The following is a 20,894-nucleotide window of genomic DNA, read 5'->3' as shown; positions in this document are numbered from 1 at the left end:
TTAAACACCTACCTTAGGAAACTTTACAATTGTAGTAAAACCTTTTTCACCATCAAACTCAACTGTCCCATTTATAATTGCCAGTCTTTCTTTCATTTGGGTTATCCCATATCCAGGCTTAATTTTGGCTGCACTTTTTCCGTTATTGTGAATAGATAAAACATAAAAAGAATCATTACTAGTACAGTCAATCCAAATCTCAGTTGCATGACCATGACGCAAAGAATTGGTAACTGTTTCTTCAATTACACGAAAAATAATATTTTCAGTTGTCTTTTGAAAATCTGCGTCGCCCCAAGCATAGTTAAAGTTAATTTTGATATGAGAGATATCACTATATTCTTTTAGCATCTTATTTAATGCGGATGCTAATGTATAACTTTTTAACGCATCTGGGCGTAGCTGATTTAAAACTTCCCGAACTTCTTTGATACCTTGCTTAATTGCAACTGAAATTTTTTGTAATTGAGTTTTAGCTGCTTTAGGGTCAATATCAATTAAAACCATCGCAGCATCAATTCCAGCAGCTACTCCAGTTAGAGTATGGCCGACCGTATCATGAATATCACGAGCAATTCTTTTCCTTTCATGTTCCTGGGCAATTTTCTCAGATATTGCTGCATAACTTTTAAGTTCATCATTAGCCTTTTGCATACTGTGTAATTTTGATTGAACCGTATGCGCACGATTTAAGATATAGATTACGTATCCCAAGCAAATGCAAATAAAGGTAATTAGATTTAAGGAAACAAGGAAGTTGTTAAAGAAAACAAGGAGCGAACGAGATTGTGTAGGAAGAAAGTTAAGATATGTATTTAAACTAGGCATTTTGAAAAAGACACATAAAAGAGAGTAATTTGAAAATGAAAATAAAAGAAGAAAAATAATCCCAGAAATACCCCAAAAGCAATAATTCTGAATAGTTGGTAGATTTCGATAAGTAAGTAATAAATCAATAAATACTAATAAAAAGATCCCATTATAATTCATTCTGACAGCAAAAAAGATTGCAAAAGCAAGTATAAACTCAAGGATCAGTAATAAAAGCGTATTTTGAGTAGAAAAATGGTAATGGTAGAGAACATACATAACTAGTACTAGTAGACCATAAGAAATAATACATTCGCTAAATAAAATCATGGGCGAAGCTGGAACGCGAGCTAGCGTAGTTAAGAGTTCTGAACTTAATTGGTGATTTAGGATATATTGCGTGATTAATAAAAATTGTGCACCGATAAAAGAGATAATAATAAAATTTAAAGTTACCATGAAGTGGCGCATAGATACTAAATATTTGAATTTCATTATTGCCACCCCGTGATGTTAAAATTCTTAATATTCTTAGACGTAATAAGTTTAACAGGTAAAATGATTTCTTTTTTTACTTTTTGATGGTTTATGAGTTTATAAGCAACCTTGATAGCAACTTTACCTATTTGGAGTGGCGATTGAGCTACCGTTGCTTTGACATTAGCATTTTGAGTACTAAGCATTTTTTTAATATTTTCCGACCCATCAATACTGTAAATAGCTATTTTAGAGCTTTTATTATTGGCGTTAATTGCTGCTAAAGCACCAACGGCAGTTTTATCATTCAAAGACATAATAGTATCGAAATTTTTACCCTGCTTAAGATATTTTTGAACTTTTGGATAGCTATTTTCAGATTGTCCAGTGGTATTGATTTTATCTACAATATGGAAATTTTTATTATTTTTAATTGTATTTTCAAATCCCTTGATTCGATCAACAACAGAAATAGCAGTTGGCTGCTGCAAGATTAGAATGTTAGCGCTTTTTTGCTTTGACATTAGTTCTTTAGCACAAAGGACGCCGGCTTGATAGTTGTTTGAGCGAATAGTACAGTCCACATAATTACTTGAATTTTCAAGCTGACTATCAACAACAATAATTTTAATGCCCGCTTGGTGGGCTTTTTTTAATGCTCTAATTAGCTTAGTAGATGTTCCATCGACGGGATTAATAAAAATAACCTTAACTTCGTTTTTGATGAAATTATTTATTTCATTAACTTGATTGTTAACGCTCAGTTCTGGATTTCGACTGTAAAGGATGTCGTTATGATCATCTATTTCATTTGCAATCGGTTCATTTAAAGTTTGATAAAAATCGTTATTCATTGTCATATACGTGCTACCAAATTTAATTGGTCTATGACCAAATGGCTGCGCGTAAAAGAGGTAGATAATCAATCCGATGATTAGTAGTGGAAAGATTACTTTACTTATTCCATATAATTTCTTCATTTTAATCCTTTTAAGCCATATTTTATTACATATGTTGTATCATGCTTATTTTATAAAAATTTTAAAAATAAGTTAAGTTGAAAAAATGTGACAAATGTCATATTACCTAGCTAGAAAACGATTACATTTGGCACTTATGCATACGCTTTCATAATGATAAATTATACCTGTAATCAAGAGAAGGGGTGCAAAAGTGAAAAATCTAATTTTAGTTTCTCATGGTAAATTCGCTGAAGGTCTTAAAACTTCATTAGATATGTTTGCTGGAGACGCAATTAACAGAGTCCATACTTTGTGTCTATATAACGGAGAGTCAGCTGATGATTTTAAGAAAAAGGTTAATGACTTTTTCGATAAACAAAACTTTGATTCAGAAGATGAATTTATAGTTTTAGCTGACATTATTGGTGGAAGTCCGTTAACAACATTTTTAAGTGTTTTTTCTGAAAAAGGATTAATGGATAAAAGTGTTGTTTTGGGTGGAATGAACTTCACTATGGCTTTAACTGCAACTGTTTCTTTAGACGCAATGAGTAAAGAAGATATTGCTAAAAATGCTTTAGATGAAGCTAGACAAGCATTAAAGCAATATGAAATCACATCAGATAATAGTTCAGATGATGATGACGATATTTAGGAGGAAATAAAAATGACTGTATCACTTGTTAGAATTGATGACCGTATGATTCATGGATTAATCACTACTCGTTGGGCAAAGGAAGTTCCATGTGATGGAATTATTGCTGTAAATGATAAAGCCCACGATAATCCAATCTTGAAAGAAGCTTATAAATCAGCAGCTGAAGGTCAAGGTAAGAAGTGCTTTGTTTGGACAATGGATCACTTTAAGAAAGTACAAGACAAAGTTTTAGCTTCAAACACTCGTTACTTTTTAATTACTAAAAACCCACTTGATATGAAAACTATTTTAGTTGATTGGGGATTTAAGCCGAGTGATGTAAATGAAGTGATTGTTGGACCAGGTAACGACCGTCCCGGTGCTATTAAATTAGGTGATAACCAATCATTTACTCAAGAAGAAGGAGATGCTTTTGAAGCAATCGCCGATAAGGGATATAAGATCCACTTTGCACTTCTTCCTGATAAGCAAATTGGTTACTGGGATAAGTTTAAAGGCAAGTTTGGTTATTAAAAATAATTTATAAGTATAGATAAAAGTAAAAGAGGTAGAAAAATGACTATAAGTTGGTTACAAGCTTGTATTTTTGGCTTGCTAGCATGTTTATGTTCAAACTCTTGTATGGCTGGACAAGCCATTGGTAATTATATGATTGGTCGTCCATTAGTCGGAGGATTAATTTGTGGACTCGTAATGGGGAATGTTCCATTAGGTATTGCCTGTGGTGTGGCTACACAGCTTGTTTACATTGCCTTGGTAACTCCAGGTGGTACTGTTTCAGCCGATGTACGTGCTATTTCTTATATTGGTATTCCTTTAGCAATGGTTGCGATTAGTTCTAGAGGTTTAAGTCCTTTCAGTAGCCAAGCAGCTAACATGGCTAAATCATTAGGTACTTTAGTTGGTACTATCGGTTCAGTTTTGTTCTACTCAGTTGCATTCCTTAACTTGGTTTGGCAATCATTTGGTTGGAAAGATATTGAAAACAATAAATTAGATAGATTATACGCAGTTAACTTTGGTTGGCCATGGGTTTCTCACTTAATCTTTTCATTCTTGCCAACAGTTTTAATGACTCACTTTGGAGCACAAGGTGTTACTGCTTTACGTAACGCACTTCCAATGGATGGTATTCCAATGAAAACCTTGTTCACTGTAGGTGCTATGCTTCCATGTGTTGGTATTGCTATTTTACTTCGTCAGATTGTTAATAAGTCAGTAGACTTTATTCCATTCTTAGTTGGTTTTACATTAGCTGCTTCATTAAAGTTAAACTTGGTATCAATTACTGTAGTATCTTTACTCTTCGCCGTAATTATGTACGAAATTGAAATGAGCAAGGGTAAGACTACTCCAGTAGCTGCTAATACGAATACACCAGTAGATGATGACGATGAGGAAGACGAGGATATTTAATGATGGATAAGAAAAAGATTAGTCAAAAGACTTTAAATAAATCCTTTAACTTATGGTTCTGGGGAGCATTAACTTGTTTCTCTCAAGAACAAATGCAGACATTTGGTTATTTAGCTTCAATGTTGCCAATTATTAAGGAACTATATCCTGATAAGAAAAAGCAACAAGAAAATATTCATGCATATACCGCATTCTTTAACACTAACCCAATGTTAGGTTCAGTTATTATTGGTACGACAGCTAGTTTGGAAGAAGCTCGTGCAAATGGTAAGGGGATTGACGGCGAAACTATCAATGATATGCGTGCTGGTTTGATGGGACCAATTGCAGGTATCGGTGATTCATTAATTGATGGTACTTTAATTCCTATCCTTTTGGGTATTGCCCTTGGTATGTCTAGAAATGGTTCACCAGTTGGTGCAATTTTCTACATTATTGCTTGGAGTTTAATTGCTTACTTTGGTCAACGTTTCTTATACTTCCGTGGATATAAATTAGGTGATAAAGCTGTTGATATCTTAGTTGGTACTCAAGGTAAGGCAATTCGTAAAGCTATTTCCATTGTCGGTGGAATGGTAGTTGGTGGTGTTCTTGCAAGCTGGGTAAGTGTAACGACTTCATTGAAACTACGTGACTCAAGTGGTCGTGTATTTATGGATTTGCAAAAGCAACTTGATAATATTTATCCTGGTTTGCTTACTGTTATTGTTACCTTCTTATGTTGGTGGTTAATGGCTAAAAAGCATGTTTCAGCTATTTGGACGATGATCATTTTAATTGGAGTTGCCTTCTTAGGTGTATTAGTTGGTTTCTTCAACCCAGGTTTATCATACTAATTAAAAGCTCGGAGGGGATTAGTAATGACAATTGAAGAATTAAAAAAAGGCTATGTCAACGAAGTTAATTATCAAAAAAAGATGTTAAAGAATTTGAAGTCTTGGTTTAATTTGTTTTTTATGATTAGTACAATCGGAGTTGTTTTAATCTATTACTACCATGCAAAAACTCTTTGGTTGTTTATTACTGGTATAGTTCTCTTTGTTTTAGGAGCTTTAGGTATGTCGATCTTTGGCTATGGACAATGGAAGGGTCGACAGAATTTAAACTTGTTGATAGATGATTATCAACAAAAAGTAACTTTTTTCACGAAAAATGTAGAATCTAAATAAAAACCTTTTCCCCCGTATAAAATTTTTACTTAGATACTTACTTAAAGGAATCACATTGATAGCGGACAATGTGATTCTTTTTTTATCTTTTGAAATATGTTTGATATCTAACAATTTTATTTTATAATATATTTGTTAGACAGCTAACTAAATTAAGGAGATAAATATGGAGACACTGAAAAAATTAATTAAACAAGCAACTACTCAAATTGATCGTGAACGTGAAAACTTTGCTAATAGTTTAGGCGTAACGGGCGTGCAAATGTCAGTAATTGATTTCTTATCTAATCATCAAAACAATCTTGCTTCGCAAAATGAAATTGAACATGAATTTAATATTAAACGATCAACAACTACAATCATGTTGCAACGGATGGAGAAACGTGGATTAATTGTTAGAGTTGATGATCCTAAAGACAAAAGAAAAAAGCAGGCGCAATTAACCGAATCTGCTTTAAAAATAGTGCCTAAAATTAGGCAGTATATGAAACAAGATAATGAAGAAGTTTTAGACAATTTATCGATGAAAGATGTAAATACCATTACAGCGTTTCTAAGGGGCATAAAGGAGGGAAAAGCAAATGACTAAGGAAAAAATTCCTAAGCATGTACTTGCAGCAATTTTTGCGACGGGCATCCTCTCCTTTAGTGGGGTAATTATTGAGACTTCAATGAATATTGCCTTTCCAACTTTAATGAAAGAATTTAATTTAGCTACTAATACAGTTCAGTGGCTGACATCAATTTATTTGTTAACTATTTCGATCATTGTACCTTTATCAGCAAATTTAAAGGCGCACTTTAAAACAAAAAAGCTGTTTATTACAGCTAATTTATTATATTTAAGTGGTTTAATTATTGGTGCCTGTGCACCTAATTTTGAATTTTTATTAATTGGTCGAATTGTTGAAGGACTAGGAACTGGGATTGCTCTTCCTTTAATGTTTAATATCATTATGGAGCAAGTTCCAAAAAGTCGAGTTGGCGTAATGATGGGCGTTGGAAATATGATTACTGGGATTGCACCAGCTTTAGGGCCAACTTTTGGTGGTCTCGTTGTAACTCACTTAGGTTGGCGCTGGATCTTTTATATTATGATTCCCTTTATCTTGATTTCATTGGTATTTGGAATTGGAGGAATTAGACAAAAATCACAACTGAGAGAGGTTAAATTTGACCTTTTAAGTATTCTATTAATCGCAGTCTTTTTTATTGGAATGATTTTAGGATTTAGCAATTTAAGCACTGGAAATTATTTTGCCTTCAATTGTTTAGGAGCTATTTTAATTGCTTTAATTTCTTTGGGATTGTTAGTTTATCGGTCAAATAGAATTAACGACCCAGTTTTAGATTTAAATTTGTTTAAAAATAAGTTTTTTGCTGCTCACGCTGTTGGATTTTTCTTAATTCAGATTATTTCATTAGGAAATGCATTTTTATTACCAAACTATATTCAATTAGTTAATGGCAGTTCCGCTTTGATTGCTGGATTAGTTGTTTTACCAGCAGGATTTGCTGGTGCATTTTTAGCTCCATTTGGTGGGAGTTTACTTGATCGATATGGTGCAAGAAGACCGATTTTAATTGGTTCTAGCTTTATGTTGTTAGAATTGCTTATTTTTACTATTTTCACAAGTAATTTAAGTAATTTTCTTATTCTATTTATTTACATCTTTTATATGGGTGGAATGGGAATGATGATGGGATGCGTTATGACAGATGCGCTAGATCATCTTGAAAAAAGTGAAGTAACCCAAGGAAATGCAATTTTGAATACTTTGCAAGAATTTGCTGGTGCGGTTGGTACGTCAATAACTGCTGCTTTTGTGGCATTTGCGCAAAGAAATGCTGGATCAAAAGGCACAATTCCTACTGCTCATGGTACCCATTTAGCTTATATTTTTTTATTAGTCCTCGTGTTAGTCATCATTGCTATTTTTATGAAATATACTCAAGCACACAATAAAAATGATTAAGCGTAAATAAAGAATGATAAACTGGACTTAAAGTTATTAGTTAACGTTTATGAGGTGTAATTATGAAAAATATTCAGTTATTAAAGTCACCTTTCTCATTTAAAGCTCCAGAGTTAAAAGATGACCATGAAGTAGAGACTTTCTTTAATTCAGTTCATTATTACAAGCCAACTGAACTTAAAGATTTGACTAATTTGGCCAAGCACTTAAATGTTGCAGAAATTGCTGTTAAAGATGAAAGTAGTCGCTTTGGCATTAATTCTTTTAAAGGTGCAGGTGGTCTTTATGCTATGGCTTGCTGCATTGCTGAAAGAGCTGGTCTTGATGTAGATAAGCTTACATATAATGAATTAATGAAGCCTGAGGTTAGAAAGGTAGCAGAAAAAATTACTTTCTATACTGCTACTGATGGTAATCACGGACGTGGAATTGCTTGGGCAGCAAGTAAGCTTGGAACTCATGCAGTAATCAAGATGCCTAAAGGCTCAAAAGAAATTCGTGCTGATCATATCCGCAAGATTCAAAATACAGAAGTTGAGATTACTGATAAAAATTATGACAATACCGTCAAAGAAGTTAAAGAACTCTGCGAAAAAGATCCTAATGGAATTATGATTCAAGATACTGCATGGGAAGGCTATGAGAAGATCCCAGGTTGGATTATTAAGGGCTATGGCTTAATTGTTGATGAATTTTTACATCAAATGAAAGAAAAACCAACTCATATCTTTTTACAAGCTGGTGTGGGTTCTCTTGCAGCTGGGATTATTTTAGGTTTAGAAGAAAGAATGAAACCTGAAGAATTACCAGTCATTACAATTGTTGAACCTGAGACAGTAGCTTGTTACTATCTCTCAGCTCAAAAAGCTGATGGTAAGCGTCACCACTTAGAGGGACTAACTAAGACAATGATGGCTGGCTTAAACTGTCAGACTCCAAGTATCACTGCATGGCCAATAATTCGTGATAGTGCAAAGTTTTATGGAACATTGAGTGAAGACGTTGATGCAGAAGGAATGGCACGTTTAGGTCATCCTCTTGAAGGAGATCCTAAAGTCGTTTCTGGTGAATCTGGTGCTGCTGGTTTTGCCTATGTTTATGAAATTTTATCTAATCCAGTTTTAGCCAAGGATCGCGCCGAATTAGGTCTTGACCAAAATTCACGCATTATTGTTTTAAGTACAGAAGGTAATACTGATCCTGATAATTACCATAAAATTGTTGACGAAAACAATCCATTTTAGGATTTAAAGTTCAAAACAAATGTAGATAATTAAATCATGTAAGAAAAACTGCTAAAATAGGTAAGAGACTATTTGACAGTTTTTTATTTAAGGAGAAAAAGATGGCACAAAAGAAATTACTTTTAATTGACGGTAACTCTGTGGCCTTTCGTGCCTTTTATGCTTTGTACCGTCAGCTGGATCGCTTTACTAGCCCAGATGGTTTGCATACAAATGCAATTTTTACTTTTAAAAATATGCTTGATGCGATTATGAAGCAGACTGATCCAAGCAATGTATTAGTTGCTTTTGATGCAGGGAAAGTTACTTTTAGAACTAAAATGTATCAAGACTATAAAGGTGGTCGACAAAAAACTCCAAGTGAATTATCAGAGCAACTGCCTGTAATTCGTGAAATGCTTAAAGACTTAGGTATTAAGAGCTATGAACTAAAGAATTATGAAGCAGACGATATTATTGGCACACTTTCTAAAATGGGAGAAGAAGCTGGTTATACTGTTGATATTGTAACTGGGGATCGTGATTTAACACAGCTTGCTTCTGATAAAACCACGGTTTTAATAACTAAGAATGGAGTTGGTGATACTGAGGCATATACGCCAGAACATATGAAAGAAGTTAATGGCGTAATTCCAACTGAATTTATTGATATGAAAGCTCTGATGGGAGATAATTCTGATAATTATCCAGGTGTAACGAAAGTTGGTCCGAAGACAGCTTCACGTTTAATTCAGAAGTATGGTTCTGTTGAAAAACTTTATGAACATGTGGATGAAATGAAAAAATCCAAGTTAAAAGAGAACTTAATTAATGATAAAGATAAGGCTTTTTTAGCTAAAAAACTGGCCACAATTGATCGTGATTCTCCAGTAGAAGTGACCCTTGCTGATACTAAGCTGGAAAAACCTAATATTGAAGACTTACGTAATTTATATGAAAGATTAGGATTTAAGAAGTTTTTAGCTGAGTTAGGCGTAAGTGGAGTGAGTGCTGACAAGCAAGAAAGCGAGAAGTACGAGTATCAAGAGCTGACAAAAGAAAATATCACTGAACTAGGTAAAACTAATGAAAAAGAAGTAACATTTTATCTAGCAATGTTGGGTGATAACTACCATTTAGCTCCACTTGAAGGATTTTCATTAAAAGTTGGCGATAAAATCTATGTTTCTAAAGATGTGGTTTTACTGCAAGAAACTCCACTTCGTCAAATGCTAGAAGATAAGAAGATTAAGAAAAATGTTTTCGATATTAAAAGAACCTATGTAGGTTTACATCGGCTAGATATTGATGCAGAAGGATTAGACTATGATATGCTTCTAGCTTCTTATTTAGTTAATAATGAGAATAATTCTAACGATCTTGGTGAAGTAGCGCATTTATATGGCGATTATTCAGTAAAAACTGACTTGGAAGTTTATGGTAAAGGTAAAAAGAAAGCTGTACCTGAGGATGATGAGTTCTTTGAACATTTAGCAGCTAAAGTCGTTGTAATTGAGAAGTTAAAGCAGCCACTTCTAGAGAAATTAAAAGATCATGAGCAAGATGATTTATATGAAACAATTGAAATTCCAGTTGCTTTTGTCTTAGCTAAAATGGAAATTACTGGAATTAAGGTTGAAGCATCAGTTTTAAATCAATTAGGCAATGACTTTGCACTTAAATTACAAGAACTAGAACATAAGATTTATCAACAAGCTGGTGAAGAATTTAATTTAAATTCGCCAAAACAGCTAGGTCATATTCTTTTTGAAAAATTAAACTTACCACCAATTAAAAAGACCAAAACTGGCTATTCAACTTCTGTTGAAGTATTAGAGCAATTGAAAATGAAGAGTCCAATTGTTTCGGAAATTTTAGATTATCGTCAAATTGCTAAAATTCAAAATACTTACGTTAAGGGACTACTCGAGTGTATTCAACCAGATGGAAGAATTCATACCCGTTATTTACAGACTTTAACTGCAACAGGTCGTCTTTCATCGGTTGATCCTAATTTACAAAATATTCCAACTAGAACTGATGAAGGAAAACAGATTAGGAAGGCTTTTGTACCTTCAACTAAAGACGGCTATATCTTTTCTTGCGACTACTCACAGGTTGAATTAAGAGTTTTGGCACATGTTTCCGGGGATGAACATATGCAGGAGGCATTTAAATCTGGTTACGATATTCATGCCCACACTGCAATGAAGATTTTCCATTTGGATTCACCTGATGAAGTAACGCCGTTAATGCGTCGGCATGCTAAGGCGGTCAACTTTGGAATAGTTTATGGTATTTCTGATTATGGTTTGTCTAAGAACTTAGGCATCAGTCGTAAACAAGCAAAGACATTTATTGATAATTATTTTGAACAATATCCGCAAATTAAGAATTACATGGATAAGGCAATTAAGGAAGCTCGCGAAAAAGGCTATGCAGAAACTATTATGCATAGAAGACGCTATTTACCAGATATTCATTCAAAAAATTTCAACGTTAGAAGCTTTGCTGAAAGAACTGCAATTAATTCTCCTATTCAAGGTTCAGCTGCTGATATTATTAAAATTGCCATGATTAATATGCAAAAGAAACTTGATGAATTGCATTTAAAGACTAAAATGGTTCTACAAGTACACGATGAGCTTATTTTTGATGTACCTAAGGTTGAATTAGATACAATTAAGAAAATTGTGCCAGAAGTTATGCAGTCAGCTGTAACACTAGATGTTCCACTGATAGCTGACTCTAACTGGGGTCATAATTGGTATGATGCTAAGTAAAAAGTAGGTGATTTAATGCCAGAGATGCCAGAAGTTGAGACAGTTAGACGGACTTTAACTCCCTTAGTAAAGGGAAAAACAATTGTTAAAATAAATATTTGGTATCCTAAAATTATAGTTAACGATCCAGCTGAATTTATTAAAAAATTGACAAATAAAACGATTTTGAAAATTGATCGTTATGGCAAGTATTTACTCTTTAGGTTCAATGGCGACTTAACAATGGTTTCGCATTTGCGCATGGAAGGAAAATATCATTTAGTTAGTCCTGATACACCTAAGGGAAAGCATGAACATGTAGAATTTATTTTTACTGATGGGACTGCCTTACGTTATGATGATGTGCGCAAATTCGGTAGGATGCATTTAGTTGAAACAGGAACTGAAAGAAAGACGACTGGAATTCGGCATCTTGGACCTGAACCTAATACTGCTGAATTTAACTTAACCTATTTCATTAATGCTTTGAGCCGGAAGAAAAAGAATATAAAGAACACTTTATTGGATCAGACAATTGTGTGTGGTTTAGGAAATATTTATGTAGATGAAGTACTCTGGAAGAGTAAAATTCATCCCCTAAGTAGCGCTCAAGCTATTCCTGCTGATAAGGTGAAGAATTTATATCAAAATATCAACCGTACTATCGCTATAGCAACTAAGGAACGCGGAACTACTGTTCATACTTATTTAGATGCTAATGGCCAAATTGGTGGTTATCAAAAGATGCTGCAGGTTTATGGACATGCTGGTGAAGAGTGTAGTAAGTGCGGCACTATTTTAGAGAAGATCAAAGTAAATGGACGCGGAACTACTTTCTGTCCGCATTGTCAGGTACTATATAAATGACATATTTTTTAGGATTAACTGGCGGAATAGCCAGTGGTAAAAGTACAGCTGATGAATTTTTTGAAAAGCAAAATATTCCGATTATCGACTCCGATTTAATTGCTCATCAGATAATGGAAGTAGGCCAAAAGGGTTATCAGGCAATAGTTAATTATTTTGGCAGCAATATTCTTAATGATGATCAAACAATTAATCGTCATAAATTAGGTGGAATAGTTTTTAATGATAAAACTAAGCTGAAAAAATTAAATGAGATAACTCATCCACTTGTTCATCAGGAAATTAAACAACAAATGGAGCGATACCGTTTAAATCAAGAAAAATTAGTTGTAGTTGATGTGCCTTTACTATTTGAATCTGGTTTTGAAAGCTTATGCGATGGCGTTTTGGTTATTTCTATTTCACCAAAACTGCAGGTTAAACGTCTGATGAAACGAAATAATTTCACTAAAGAAGAAGCTTTGGTTAGAATAAATAATCAAATGCCACTAAGTGAAAAAGAAAAAAGAGCTACCTATGTGGTAGCTAATACTGGTACAATAGATGACTTAGAGAAAAGATTATCTGATTTATTACAAAAGATAGGCAGGTAGAGAAGATGGAATGTCCAAATTGCCACAAGAATGCTTCAAGAGTAATTGATTCTCGTCCAAGCGATGAAAATAGAGCAATTAGACGACGCATAGAATGTGAAAATTGTGGTTTTCGCTTTACTACTTTTGAAAGAGTAGAGCGCTCGCCTCTATTGGTAATCAAAAATGATGGGACTCGTGAGGCCTTTAACCGCGATAAAATTTTGCATGGCGTAATGATGGCTGCGCAAAAGAGACCAATTTCAAGCGAACAACTAGATACTTTAGTAGATCATGTAGAAAATGAAATTAGAAAGCAAGGTCTTAATGAAATTTCATCTAAAGACATTGGTAATTTGGTGATGAAGGAATTGGCTAATTTAGATGATGTAGCTTACATTCGATTTGCAAGTATTTATCGCCAATTTAAAGATGTTTCAGGATTTATGGAAGCCATGGAAGATATGATGGCTAAACATGATAAGGAGTAGGTAGCCTGTGTTTGAAAGTGCTGACCCTAAGCAGCCTTTTTATGTGGCTAATCAAGTAGCTGTTAGTGAAGAAAATATAAAAGTTTTAACTACTCTTTTTGAGCCTCTTGTGGGTATTCGTGGAGTAGGATTATATATAACATTGACAAAAGAATTTGATGAAGTACCTTTTGCCAAAGATTATAAAACTTTATATCAACTTCAAGATCAAACAAACTTAAAATTAGAGGACTTATTTAAAACTTTGCATCATTTAGAGGCAACAGGCTTAATTAAGACATTTTTAGGTTCAAATCCTGTTTTAGGCGAGGTTTTGATTTTTGAAGTAGAAAAAGTTCCTTCAGCAGGTGAGTTCTTTCACACCTTTTTACTTTCAAGTTTGTTGCTTGAACGAGTAGGAAATGTAGCTTTTGATCGTTTGGTAAAAAAATTTACTCCGCGAACTTTTGTCGGTTTAAAAGATGCTAAGGAAGTTACTAGTGGCTTTTTTGATGTTTTTCACTTGAGTGCTGAAAATGCGATTGATGCACCAGTTGAAGTTAAAGAAGCGGCTGGTGAAGTTCCTAAGGATGCCAAAGGTGAAATTAAGTTAGGTAATGAGCCGGTAAAAGTTGACTGGAGCTTTTTGGTTGATTTGTTTGAGAGCTATCATATTAAGAAAGAAGAAGTTTTAAAGCACCAGGTAGAAATTAAACAGATTATTGATTTTTACCATTTAACTGAGCAAGAATTTGTCGAAACTGCGCTGATTACGATGTCAGCTGGGACAGATAAACTCAATATGTATGCAATTCAAAATGCAGTTAATGAAAACTTTGGACTTAATCGCAATAAAGAAATGGTTAAAAAGCAGTTACGTCAAACTCCTAAAGATGCTGATCATGCAATTAAAAAATTATCAAAAGCAGATGCAGATCTAATTCGTGAAGTAGATAGTAAGGTGCCAACTGATTATTTATACGAATTAAAAGAGAAAAAAGGTGGCTATGTAACTGCAAATGAAAAGAAAGTTATCTTTCGTTTGCAAGATCAAATGGGGTTAACACCACCTTTAATTAATTTGATTGTTCATACTTGTTTTGAATATGATGCTGTGTTGACTAATAATTTAGCTGATCGAATTGCTAATGATTGGCTTCAGCAAGGAATAACCACGCCAACTGAAGCTATCGCATATCTTAAGGAACGAAAGAATAAACGTAGTCATCAATATTATCGTGCTCCCAAAAAGAATATTCGTAAGACAACTGATTGGTCGAAGTATGAAAAACAGCATCAAAATAAGAAAACAACCATGTCAGCTGAGGAAAGAAATCGAATCTTTCGTGAATTTGGTAAAAATGAATAGGAAGTGTTGTACTGGTGGAAGATATTTCTGAAGTAATCACACGTATTATCAAGAAAAGAAAATTGAGCGAAGATGGAAAAAAGATTGCTAAAACAGCAATAAAGCATCCCAGTGTTCAAGCCTTTCTCGCACAAAATAAAGACAAATTGAATAAAGAAATTGTGCAGGCTTCTCTTCCTACGATTTTTAACTATGTTGAGCAAATTGAGGCGCCAAACCCTGTGATGGAAGGATATACGCCAAAGCTTTTTCTTAATGGAAAGGTAATTGATATTACCTATGTTCCAACTGAGGCAAAGTTAAACTCAGAAGCTAAAATGCGGGCAGAACGCAGGATTGAATTGATTGATCTACCAGGAAAACTACGTCATGTTGAACTAGAAAATGTTGATTCAACTCCTGAACGGGATGCTGCATTAAATGAAGTAGCTATGTTTTTAGCCAGTTTTAAGAAGAACAAACATATCAAAGGTTTGTATCTAACTGGTGATTTTGGTGTAGGAAAAACGTATATCTTAGCTGGGTTAGCTAACGCTATTGCGCGTCAAGGAAGTCGAGTAGTCTTTTTACATGTACCTTCTTTTATTGCCAGTTTGGGGAGCCATTTTCAAGATAATAGCTTAAGTGACGAGATTGATCGTATTGCATCAGCTCCTGTTTTAGTTTTTGATGATATTGGAGCAGAGACTCTAAGTGAATGGTCACGTGATGACGTGTTAGGCGTTATTTTGCAAAAACGCATGGATAATGTTTTACCAACATTTTTTAGTTCAAATATGACAATGGATGATTTGGCTGAACATTTTGCTGAAACAAGAAATAATGTTGATGAGGTTAAGGCAAGACGCTTAATGGAGCGGGTTCGTTTCTTGAGTAAAGAGGTTTTTGTTGGCGGTAAAAATCGTAGAAATTAATTTCAAATTTTGCTTGCATCTATTTGATGAGCTAGTATAATGAAAGTCAATGAAAGACATGATTTTCTTCAACTCAGAGACAGGAGCCTAGTTCTGGAAGCTCCTGATTAGAGGAAAACCCCAATTTCATTCCTGAAATTTTTATAATTTGGTTAGGTATCATTAACGACCTTTAGAGGAATTAATTCTTGGTAATTAATTCGAATTTCGGGTGGAACCACGTATTTTAACGTCCCAGCGCTACTTTTAGTGCTGGGATTTTTTATTTGGAGGTAAAATTTTATGAGTTTTTCTGTAACTTTGCCAGACGGCTCAAAGAAAGATTTTGACAAGGCAGTTTCTGTTAAAGAACTAGCATCTTCAATTGCTACTTCTCTAGGAAAAGCTGCTGTTGGTGCAAAAATTAACGGCGAAATGAAGCCTTTAGATTACGTTGTTGATGAAGATGTAGAAGCAGCTATCATCACTGATAAGGATGAAGAAGGTTTAGACATTTTACGTGCTACTGCTGCATTTTTGCTTGAAGCTATTGCTAAGCGTAAGTATCCAGAATTACGTTTGGGAATGCACGAAGCAGATGAGGGTGGCTTCTTTGTAGATACTGATAAGGAAGATCAAATTAAAATTACTGAATTGCCAGAACTTGAAAAAGAAATGCAAAAGGCAATCAAGAATGGCGAAAAGATCGAATATACTTCAATGAAAAAGAGTGAATTGGAAGATATCTTTAAAGATGACCAATTCAAATTAGATCTTTTAAAGGACGAAAAAGACGAAGTTGCAGTTTACAAATTAGGTGACTTTGTTGACTTTGGTTTTGAAGCTTTATTACCAAATACTGGTAAGATTAAGAACTTTAAGCTTTTATCAGTTGCTGGTGCATACTGGTTAGGTAAATCTTCTAACCCAATGCTTCAAAGAATTTTTGGTACTGCATTCTTTAAGAAGGCAGCTTTAGATGAAGATTTAAAGCGTCGCGCTGAAATTAAGGAAAGAGATCACAGAACTATTGGTAGAGACTTAGACTTATTCTTTGTTGATCCTAAAGTTGGTGCAGGTCTTCCTTACTGGATGCCAAAGGGTGCTACTATTCGTCGCGTTGTCGAGAGATACATTGTTGATAAAGAAGTTGCTGATGGCTATGAACATGTTTATACTCCAGTTTTGATGAACGTAGATGCATACAAGACTTCTGGTCACTGGGCACACTATCGTGATGACATGTTTCCACCAATGGACATGGGTGATGGTGAAATGCTTGAACTTCGCCCAATGAACTGTCCTTCACATATTCAAATCTATAAGCACCACATTCGTTCATACCGTGAATTGCCAATCCGTATCGCTGAATTAGGTATGATGCACAGATACGAAAAGTCAGGTGCTCTATCAGGTTTACAACGTGTACGTGAAATGACTTTGAATGATGGTCACACTTTTGTTGCACTTGACCAAATCAGAGAAGAATTTGCTAAAGTTTTGAAGTTGATCATGGATGTTTACAAAGACTTCGATATTACTGATTACTACTTCAGACTTTCATACCGTGATCCAAAGAACACTGATAAGTATTACGCAAATGATGAAATGTGGGAGAAATCTCAATCAATGCTTAAGGCAGCTATGGATGATCTTGGCCTTGATTATGTTGAAGCAGAAGGTGAAGCAGCATTCTATGGTCCTAAGCTTGATATTCAAACTAAGACTGCTTTAGGTAACGATGAAACTATGTCAACTATCCAACTTGACTTTATGCTTCCAGAAAGATTTGGCTTAACTTATGTAGGTCAAGATGGTGAAGAACACCGTCCAGTTATGATCCACCGTGGTATTGTTGGTACTATGGAAAGATTCATTGCTTACTTAACTGAAATTTACAAGGGTGCCTTCCCAACTTGGCTTGCTCCAGTTCAAGCTGAAATTATCCCAGTTAACGAGGAAGCTCATGGCGCATATGCTGATAAGGTTCGTGAAGAATTAGCTAAGCGCGGATTTAGAGCAGAAGTAGACCACAGAAACGAAAAACTTGGTTACAAGATTCGTGAATCACAAACTCAAAAAGTTCCTTATACTTTAGTTTTGGGTGACGATGAAATGAATGCCAATGGTGTTAATGTTCGTCGCTATGGTACTGAAGAACAAATTTCTAAGAGTTTAGATGACTTTATTGCTGAAATTGATGCAGATGTTAAGTCATACTCAAGAGAAAAATAATTAAAATAATAGTTTTTAATATAAAAGCGAGAAGACTGGGTCTTCTCGCTTTTTTGTATTCTTGATGATTTTAATAATGTTATCAAGAATTTGTTCGGGTAATGAATGACTGCGTTGATAGATAGAGTCTGCTGATTCGTTGTCAGTATATTCTTTAAGAATAGTAGGTACTAAATATTCCCAGTTAGTCCAATTAGTAATCATTATATTATCAAAAACTTCAAATTTATTTGAGATATGACCATTCACCACAAGTTTTTAACCGTTTACCGAAAATTACTGGTTTTAGAAAATGCAATGAGTATACTTATAGGCAATATAAGGAGTGAGCATATGGAAATAAAGTTTAATATCGATAAAGATTTACAAAAAGAAAAAGCTGAATTTTGGCTAAAGAAGATGACAGACAAGATAAGAAAAATCACTCAAGAATTGCAGTCTGATCCTCAAATTTTATGGGGATATCGAAAAGAAACAGCATATGCGATTGAAGTTTCAAAAATATATTTAATTCAAGTAGAAAATGAAAAGACAATAATTTATACGCAGGATAAAACATATCTTTTTAAAGGTAGACTTTATCAAGCCAGCATTAACTTACCAACTGATTTTATTGAAGCATCCCGAAGTGCAATTCTAAATTATCGTTTTATCGATCATTTAGAAATTATCAGTAATGGTAATATCGATGCCTTGATGAAAAACGGATTACGTGTGCAAATTGCCCGTCGAAAAATAAAAAAATTAAAGGAGAGACTGGGATTATGAAACATATTGTACGTTTAATTAATAGTGGATTAGTAGGAATAGGAATTGGGATGACTTGGCTGGGAATTGATATTTTACAAAATCAGTTTTTCAAGAATGGATTAGAGACAACTATTTCGGTAAAATATTTTCTTTTCTGGTTAGGGTCTTCGTTTTTGATTGGAATTTTCTTTTATTTTGCCAGTTTGGTTTTTGAGCATGATAATTGGTCTTTAAAAAAACAAATCTTTATAAACTTTTTCATTTGTCTTGGCGCATGGTTAAGCTTTTATCTCTTTTTAAATAAGTTTAACTATTCTGGATCAGCATTACTAAAAGCGATTGTTGATTTTATTATTATGTATGCTTTAGCATACGGAATTTATTTTTATCATTTATGGCATGAGGTTAAGCGAATTAATAAGAAACTGAAAGAAATTTAAGAGGACTTAAAATGTTACTTAAAGTAAGAAACTTAAGCAAAAGTTTTCAAAATGGAACAAAGGCAATTGAAGATTTATCATTTGATATTCCCGCTGGAAAAATAACTACTTTTTTAGGATTTAATGGAGCGGGAAAAACGACAAGTTTAAAAATAATTTTGAACTTATTGCTTCCTGATGAAGGAAAAATATATTTTGAAAATAAATTGCTAAAAAATGACTTTACGCCTTTATTAAAACAAACCGGGGTAGTTTTAGAGAGTGCACGTAATATGTTTTATGCTTTGACACCAATGGAAAATTTTATCTATTGGGGAGCTCAACGTGGACTAAATAAAAAAGTAGCACGAAAAAATGGCTTAGAACTATTAGAAAAATTTGATCTCTTGTCTAAAAAGGATACGGTTATTTTTGAATTAAGTCGAGGGATGCAGCAGATTATTACTATTTGCTGTGCGTTAATCTCTAAGCCTAAATTTTTAGTTTTAGACGAACCGACTCTTGGTTTAGATATTGAAGCGGTAGAAACTGTGGAACGAATATTAAAAACATTAGCTTCTGAAGGAGTTGCAATTTTATTAACTACGCATGAATTGGCATTTGCTCAAAGAATTGCAGATCAGATTCTCCTAATAAAGAAAGGACGGTTAATTTATAGCGGTAGTAAAGCTGATTGTTTAGATAAATTCAATCAAGAAAAATTTATCACAGTTCAATTTTCACAAGCTCTGTCAAACAATCAACGAGCAGTTTTAGAAAGTATTGCTAAGATTATTTCGATTAATAATACTACTTATCAATTGATTTTATCTAATCGAAAAAATTTATCGCATTTATTAAAATTTTTAACTCAATTTAAATTGATGGATCTAAAAACTAAAAATAAAGGTTTAAATGAAGTGGTTGATTTTTATATGAAAGGAAAGAATGAAGATGGTAGCATTAAAAGCGGAATTTCAGCGTGAATTAATCATATACCGACGCTATTTATTTAGCTCTGTCTCAGACTTAGCTTTAACTATTTTAATGTTTATGGGTATCTTTTGGGGTAGTAACTCAATTAGTAAGGGTATTATCGGACAATCACTTTCAGCTTTAATTATTGGCTTCACATTGTGGACAACAATTCAAAATACAGTATCAATGTTAGGCAGTAATACTATGAATAATGCGAAAAGTGGGATTTTACAGCAATTATATTTGATGCCAATTTCAAGTGAAAAATTATTTTTTAATAGAAGCATGGTAAATATTACTATTTCACTTGGACAGTCTATCATTGTGTGTTTAGCGCTTATGCTTTTTACAGGACAATGGATAAATTTTACAATTAGGATTATTTGGCCGATTATTTTTTCTTTAGTCACTCTTTTTGGCCTGGGGTATCTGATAATTAGTTTAGTTTTAAAATTTAAACGAATAGGAAGTTTTTTAGCAATTTGTCAATATTTGTATTTGGGAATTTTACTAACGCAATTTGAAAAAGCGGAAGTGTTAGTAAAGGATATGGCCAATCTTTTACCGCTTGTACCAATGGTGAGTTGGATGAGAATGATTATCAGTGGATCAGCTTATAATTTTAAATATTATTTATCTTTTTCAGCCTTTAATTCGATATTTTGGTTGTTGCTTGGACTATTTATTTTTGAAAAAGTTAATAAAGCTGTGAAGAAGCAAGGCTCTCTTTCTTTCTATTAGTTTTATTAAAATAAGCAGTTGCATTCAATTAGTTCTTGACGTAGATTAATTAGATGGTATAATTTAGAAGTTGAGAACAAGAAGAAGCTCCCGCTTCTCGCCTAAGTTAATATTACCTCTGGGCTGATCGATAATATCTGTTGATTA

Annotated in this window: 22 protein-coding genes and 1 other annotated feature (1 of these 23 only partly in view); of the genes, 19 read left to right on the top strand and 3 right to left on the bottom strand. The window is 33.7% G+C overall.

What is annotated here, in order from left to right; all coding sequences use genetic code 11:
- Window positions 1-1,305, bottom strand: a complete 1,305-nt coding sequence (locus tag LpgJCM5343_RS07155) for a sensor histidine kinase (protein WP_113576198.1) — start codon at window positions 1,303-1,305, stop codon at window positions 1-3.
- On the bottom strand, window positions 1,305-2,267 hold the full coding sequence (locus LpgJCM5343_RS07150) for a substrate-binding domain-containing protein (protein WP_077958707.1): 963 nt from the start codon (window positions 2,265-2,267) through the stop codon (window positions 1,305-1,307). The genes LpgJCM5343_RS07155 and LpgJCM5343_RS07150 overlap by 1 nt, the downstream gene beginning before the upstream one ends.
- A 193-nt stretch (window positions 2,268-2,460) precedes the next feature.
- Here LpgJCM5343_RS07150 and LpgJCM5343_RS07145 point away from each other — a divergent pair, with 193 nt between their 5' ends.
- From LpgJCM5343_RS07145 to thrS, 15 genes are all read left to right on the top strand, one after another.
- Complete coding sequence (locus LpgJCM5343_RS07145; RefSeq protein WP_049151018.1) at window positions 2,461-2,904, top strand: PTS sugar transporter subunit IIA; 444 nt, start codon at window positions 2,461-2,463, stop codon at window positions 2,902-2,904.
- A gap of 12 nt (window positions 2,905-2,916) precedes the next feature.
- A complete protein-coding gene (locus LpgJCM5343_RS07140) occupies window positions 2,917-3,420 on the top strand; it encodes a PTS sugar transporter subunit IIB (RefSeq protein WP_003648345.1) in 504 nt (167 codons plus the stop codon).
- Window positions 3,421-3,462: 42 nt separating this feature from the next.
- Window positions 3,463-4,323, top strand: a complete 861-nt coding sequence (locus LpgJCM5343_RS07135) for a PTS mannose/fructose/sorbose/N-acetylgalactosamine transporter subunit IIC (protein ID WP_003648346.1) — start codon at window positions 3,463-3,465, stop codon at window positions 4,321-4,323.
- 2 nt (window positions 4,324-4,325) lie between these two features.
- Window positions 4,326-5,159, top strand: coding sequence for a PTS system mannose/fructose/sorbose family transporter subunit IID (locus tag LpgJCM5343_RS07130; protein ID WP_049151096.1), 834 nt, complete (start codon window positions 4,326-4,328; stop codon window positions 5,157-5,159).
- A 24-nt stretch (window positions 5,160-5,183) separates the two neighbouring features.
- A complete protein-coding gene (locus LpgJCM5343_RS07125; RefSeq protein WP_003648348.1) occupies window positions 5,184-5,492 on the top strand; it encodes a hypothetical protein in 309 nt (102 codons plus the stop codon).
- A 166-nt stretch (window positions 5,493-5,658) separates the two neighbouring features.
- Window positions 5,659-6,081, top strand: a complete 423-nt coding sequence (locus LpgJCM5343_RS07120; protein ID WP_049151019.1) for a MarR family winged helix-turn-helix transcriptional regulator — start codon at window positions 5,659-5,661, stop codon at window positions 6,079-6,081.
- Window positions 6,074-7,468, top strand: a complete 1,395-nt coding sequence (locus LpgJCM5343_RS07115; RefSeq protein WP_077958709.1) for an MFS transporter — start codon at window positions 6,074-6,076, stop codon at window positions 7,466-7,468. The genes LpgJCM5343_RS07120 and LpgJCM5343_RS07115 overlap by 8 nt, the downstream gene beginning before the upstream one ends.
- Window positions 7,469-7,530: 62 nt before the next feature.
- Window positions 7,531-8,712: a diaminopropionate ammonia-lyase gene (locus tag LpgJCM5343_RS07110; RefSeq protein WP_049151022.1), complete on the top strand. Its 1,182-nt coding sequence runs from the start codon at window positions 7,531-7,533 to the stop codon at window positions 8,710-8,712.
- A 101-nt stretch (window positions 8,713-8,813) separates the two neighbouring features.
- A complete protein-coding gene (gene polA / locus LpgJCM5343_RS07105) occupies window positions 8,814-11,474 on the top strand; it encodes a DNA polymerase I (protein WP_049151023.1) in 2,661 nt (886 codons plus the stop codon).
- A gap of 15 nt (window positions 11,475-11,489) precedes the next feature.
- The gene (gene mutM / locus LpgJCM5343_RS07100) at window positions 11,490-12,320 is read left to right on the top strand and encodes a bifunctional DNA-formamidopyrimidine glycosylase/DNA-(apurinic or apyrimidinic site) lyase (RefSeq protein WP_049151025.1); all 831 of its coding nucleotides are present in this window, start codon (window positions 11,490-11,492) and stop codon (window positions 12,318-12,320) included.
- Window positions 12,317-12,913: a dephospho-CoA kinase gene (coaE, locus tag LpgJCM5343_RS07095; protein ID WP_049151026.1), complete on the top strand. Its 597-nt coding sequence runs from the start codon at window positions 12,317-12,319 to the stop codon at window positions 12,911-12,913. The genes mutM and coaE overlap by 4 nt, the downstream gene beginning before the upstream one ends.
- Window positions 12,914-12,918: 5 nt before the next feature.
- Complete coding sequence (nrdR, locus tag LpgJCM5343_RS07090) at window positions 12,919-13,383, top strand: transcriptional regulator NrdR (protein WP_113576199.1); 465 nt, start codon at window positions 12,919-12,921, stop codon at window positions 13,381-13,383.
- A 7-nt stretch (window positions 13,384-13,390) separates the two neighbouring features.
- The gene (locus LpgJCM5343_RS07085; protein ID WP_049151028.1) at window positions 13,391-14,731 is read left to right on the top strand and encodes a DnaD domain protein; all 1,341 of its coding nucleotides are present in this window, start codon (window positions 13,391-13,393) and stop codon (window positions 14,729-14,731) included.
- Between the two features lie 14 nt (window positions 14,732-14,745).
- Window positions 14,746-15,645 (top strand): primosomal protein DnaI, encoded by a 900-nt coding sequence (dnaI, locus tag LpgJCM5343_RS07080; RefSeq protein WP_003648356.1) that lies wholly within the window; start codon window positions 14,746-14,748, stop codon window positions 15,643-15,645.
- 282 nt (window positions 15,646-15,927) lie between these two features.
- Complete coding sequence (gene thrS, locus LpgJCM5343_RS07075) at window positions 15,928-17,859, top strand: threonine--tRNA ligase (RefSeq protein ID WP_003648357.1); 1,932 nt, start codon at window positions 15,928-15,930, stop codon at window positions 17,857-17,859.
- 15 nt (window positions 17,860-17,874) lie between these two features.
- On the opposite strand, the gene LpgJCM5343_RS07070 is transcribed toward thrS, so the two are convergent.
- Complete coding sequence (locus LpgJCM5343_RS07070; protein ID WP_049151097.1) at window positions 17,875-18,063, bottom strand: hypothetical protein; 189 nt, start codon at window positions 18,061-18,063, stop codon at window positions 17,875-17,877.
- A 129-nt stretch (window positions 18,064-18,192) separates the two neighbouring features.
- Here LpgJCM5343_RS07070 and LpgJCM5343_RS07065 point away from each other — a divergent pair, with 129 nt between their 5' ends.
- Genes LpgJCM5343_RS07065 through LpgJCM5343_RS07050 form a run of 4 tightly spaced genes read left to right on the top strand, consistent with a single transcriptional unit; the run spans window position 18,193 to window position 20,747 of the window.
- The gene (locus LpgJCM5343_RS07065; protein ID WP_020806754.1) at window positions 18,193-18,627 is read left to right on the top strand and encodes a LytTR family DNA-binding domain-containing protein; all 435 of its coding nucleotides are present in this window, start codon (window positions 18,193-18,195) and stop codon (window positions 18,625-18,627) included.
- Window positions 18,624-19,049, top strand: coding sequence for a DUF3021 domain-containing protein (locus LpgJCM5343_RS07060; RefSeq protein ID WP_039155934.1), 426 nt, complete (start codon window positions 18,624-18,626; stop codon window positions 19,047-19,049). The genes LpgJCM5343_RS07065 and LpgJCM5343_RS07060 overlap by 4 nt, the downstream gene beginning before the upstream one ends.
- An 11-nt stretch (window positions 19,050-19,060) precedes the next feature.
- Window positions 19,061-20,014, top strand: coding sequence for an ABC transporter ATP-binding protein (locus tag LpgJCM5343_RS07055; RefSeq protein WP_049151029.1), 954 nt, complete (start codon window positions 19,061-19,063; stop codon window positions 20,012-20,014).
- The gene (locus LpgJCM5343_RS07050; RefSeq protein WP_049151031.1) at window positions 19,977-20,747 is read left to right on the top strand and encodes a phosphate ABC transporter permease; all 771 of its coding nucleotides are present in this window, start codon (window positions 19,977-19,979) and stop codon (window positions 20,745-20,747) included. Before LpgJCM5343_RS07055 ends, LpgJCM5343_RS07050 begins: the two co-directional genes overlap by 38 nt.
- Before the next feature lie 72 nt (window positions 20,748-20,819).
- Window positions 20,820-20,894 (top strand) — a sequence feature (ribosomal protein L20 leader region) (it continues 38 nt past the right edge of the window).

The organism is Lactobacillus paragasseri, from assembly GCF_003584685.1.
GTDB lineage: Bacteria > Bacillota > Bacilli > Lactobacillales > Lactobacillaceae > Lactobacillus > Lactobacillus paragasseri.
The sequence above is the reverse complement of the archived record's forward strand: the minus strand, read 5'-3'. Positions and strand labels throughout refer to the sequence as shown.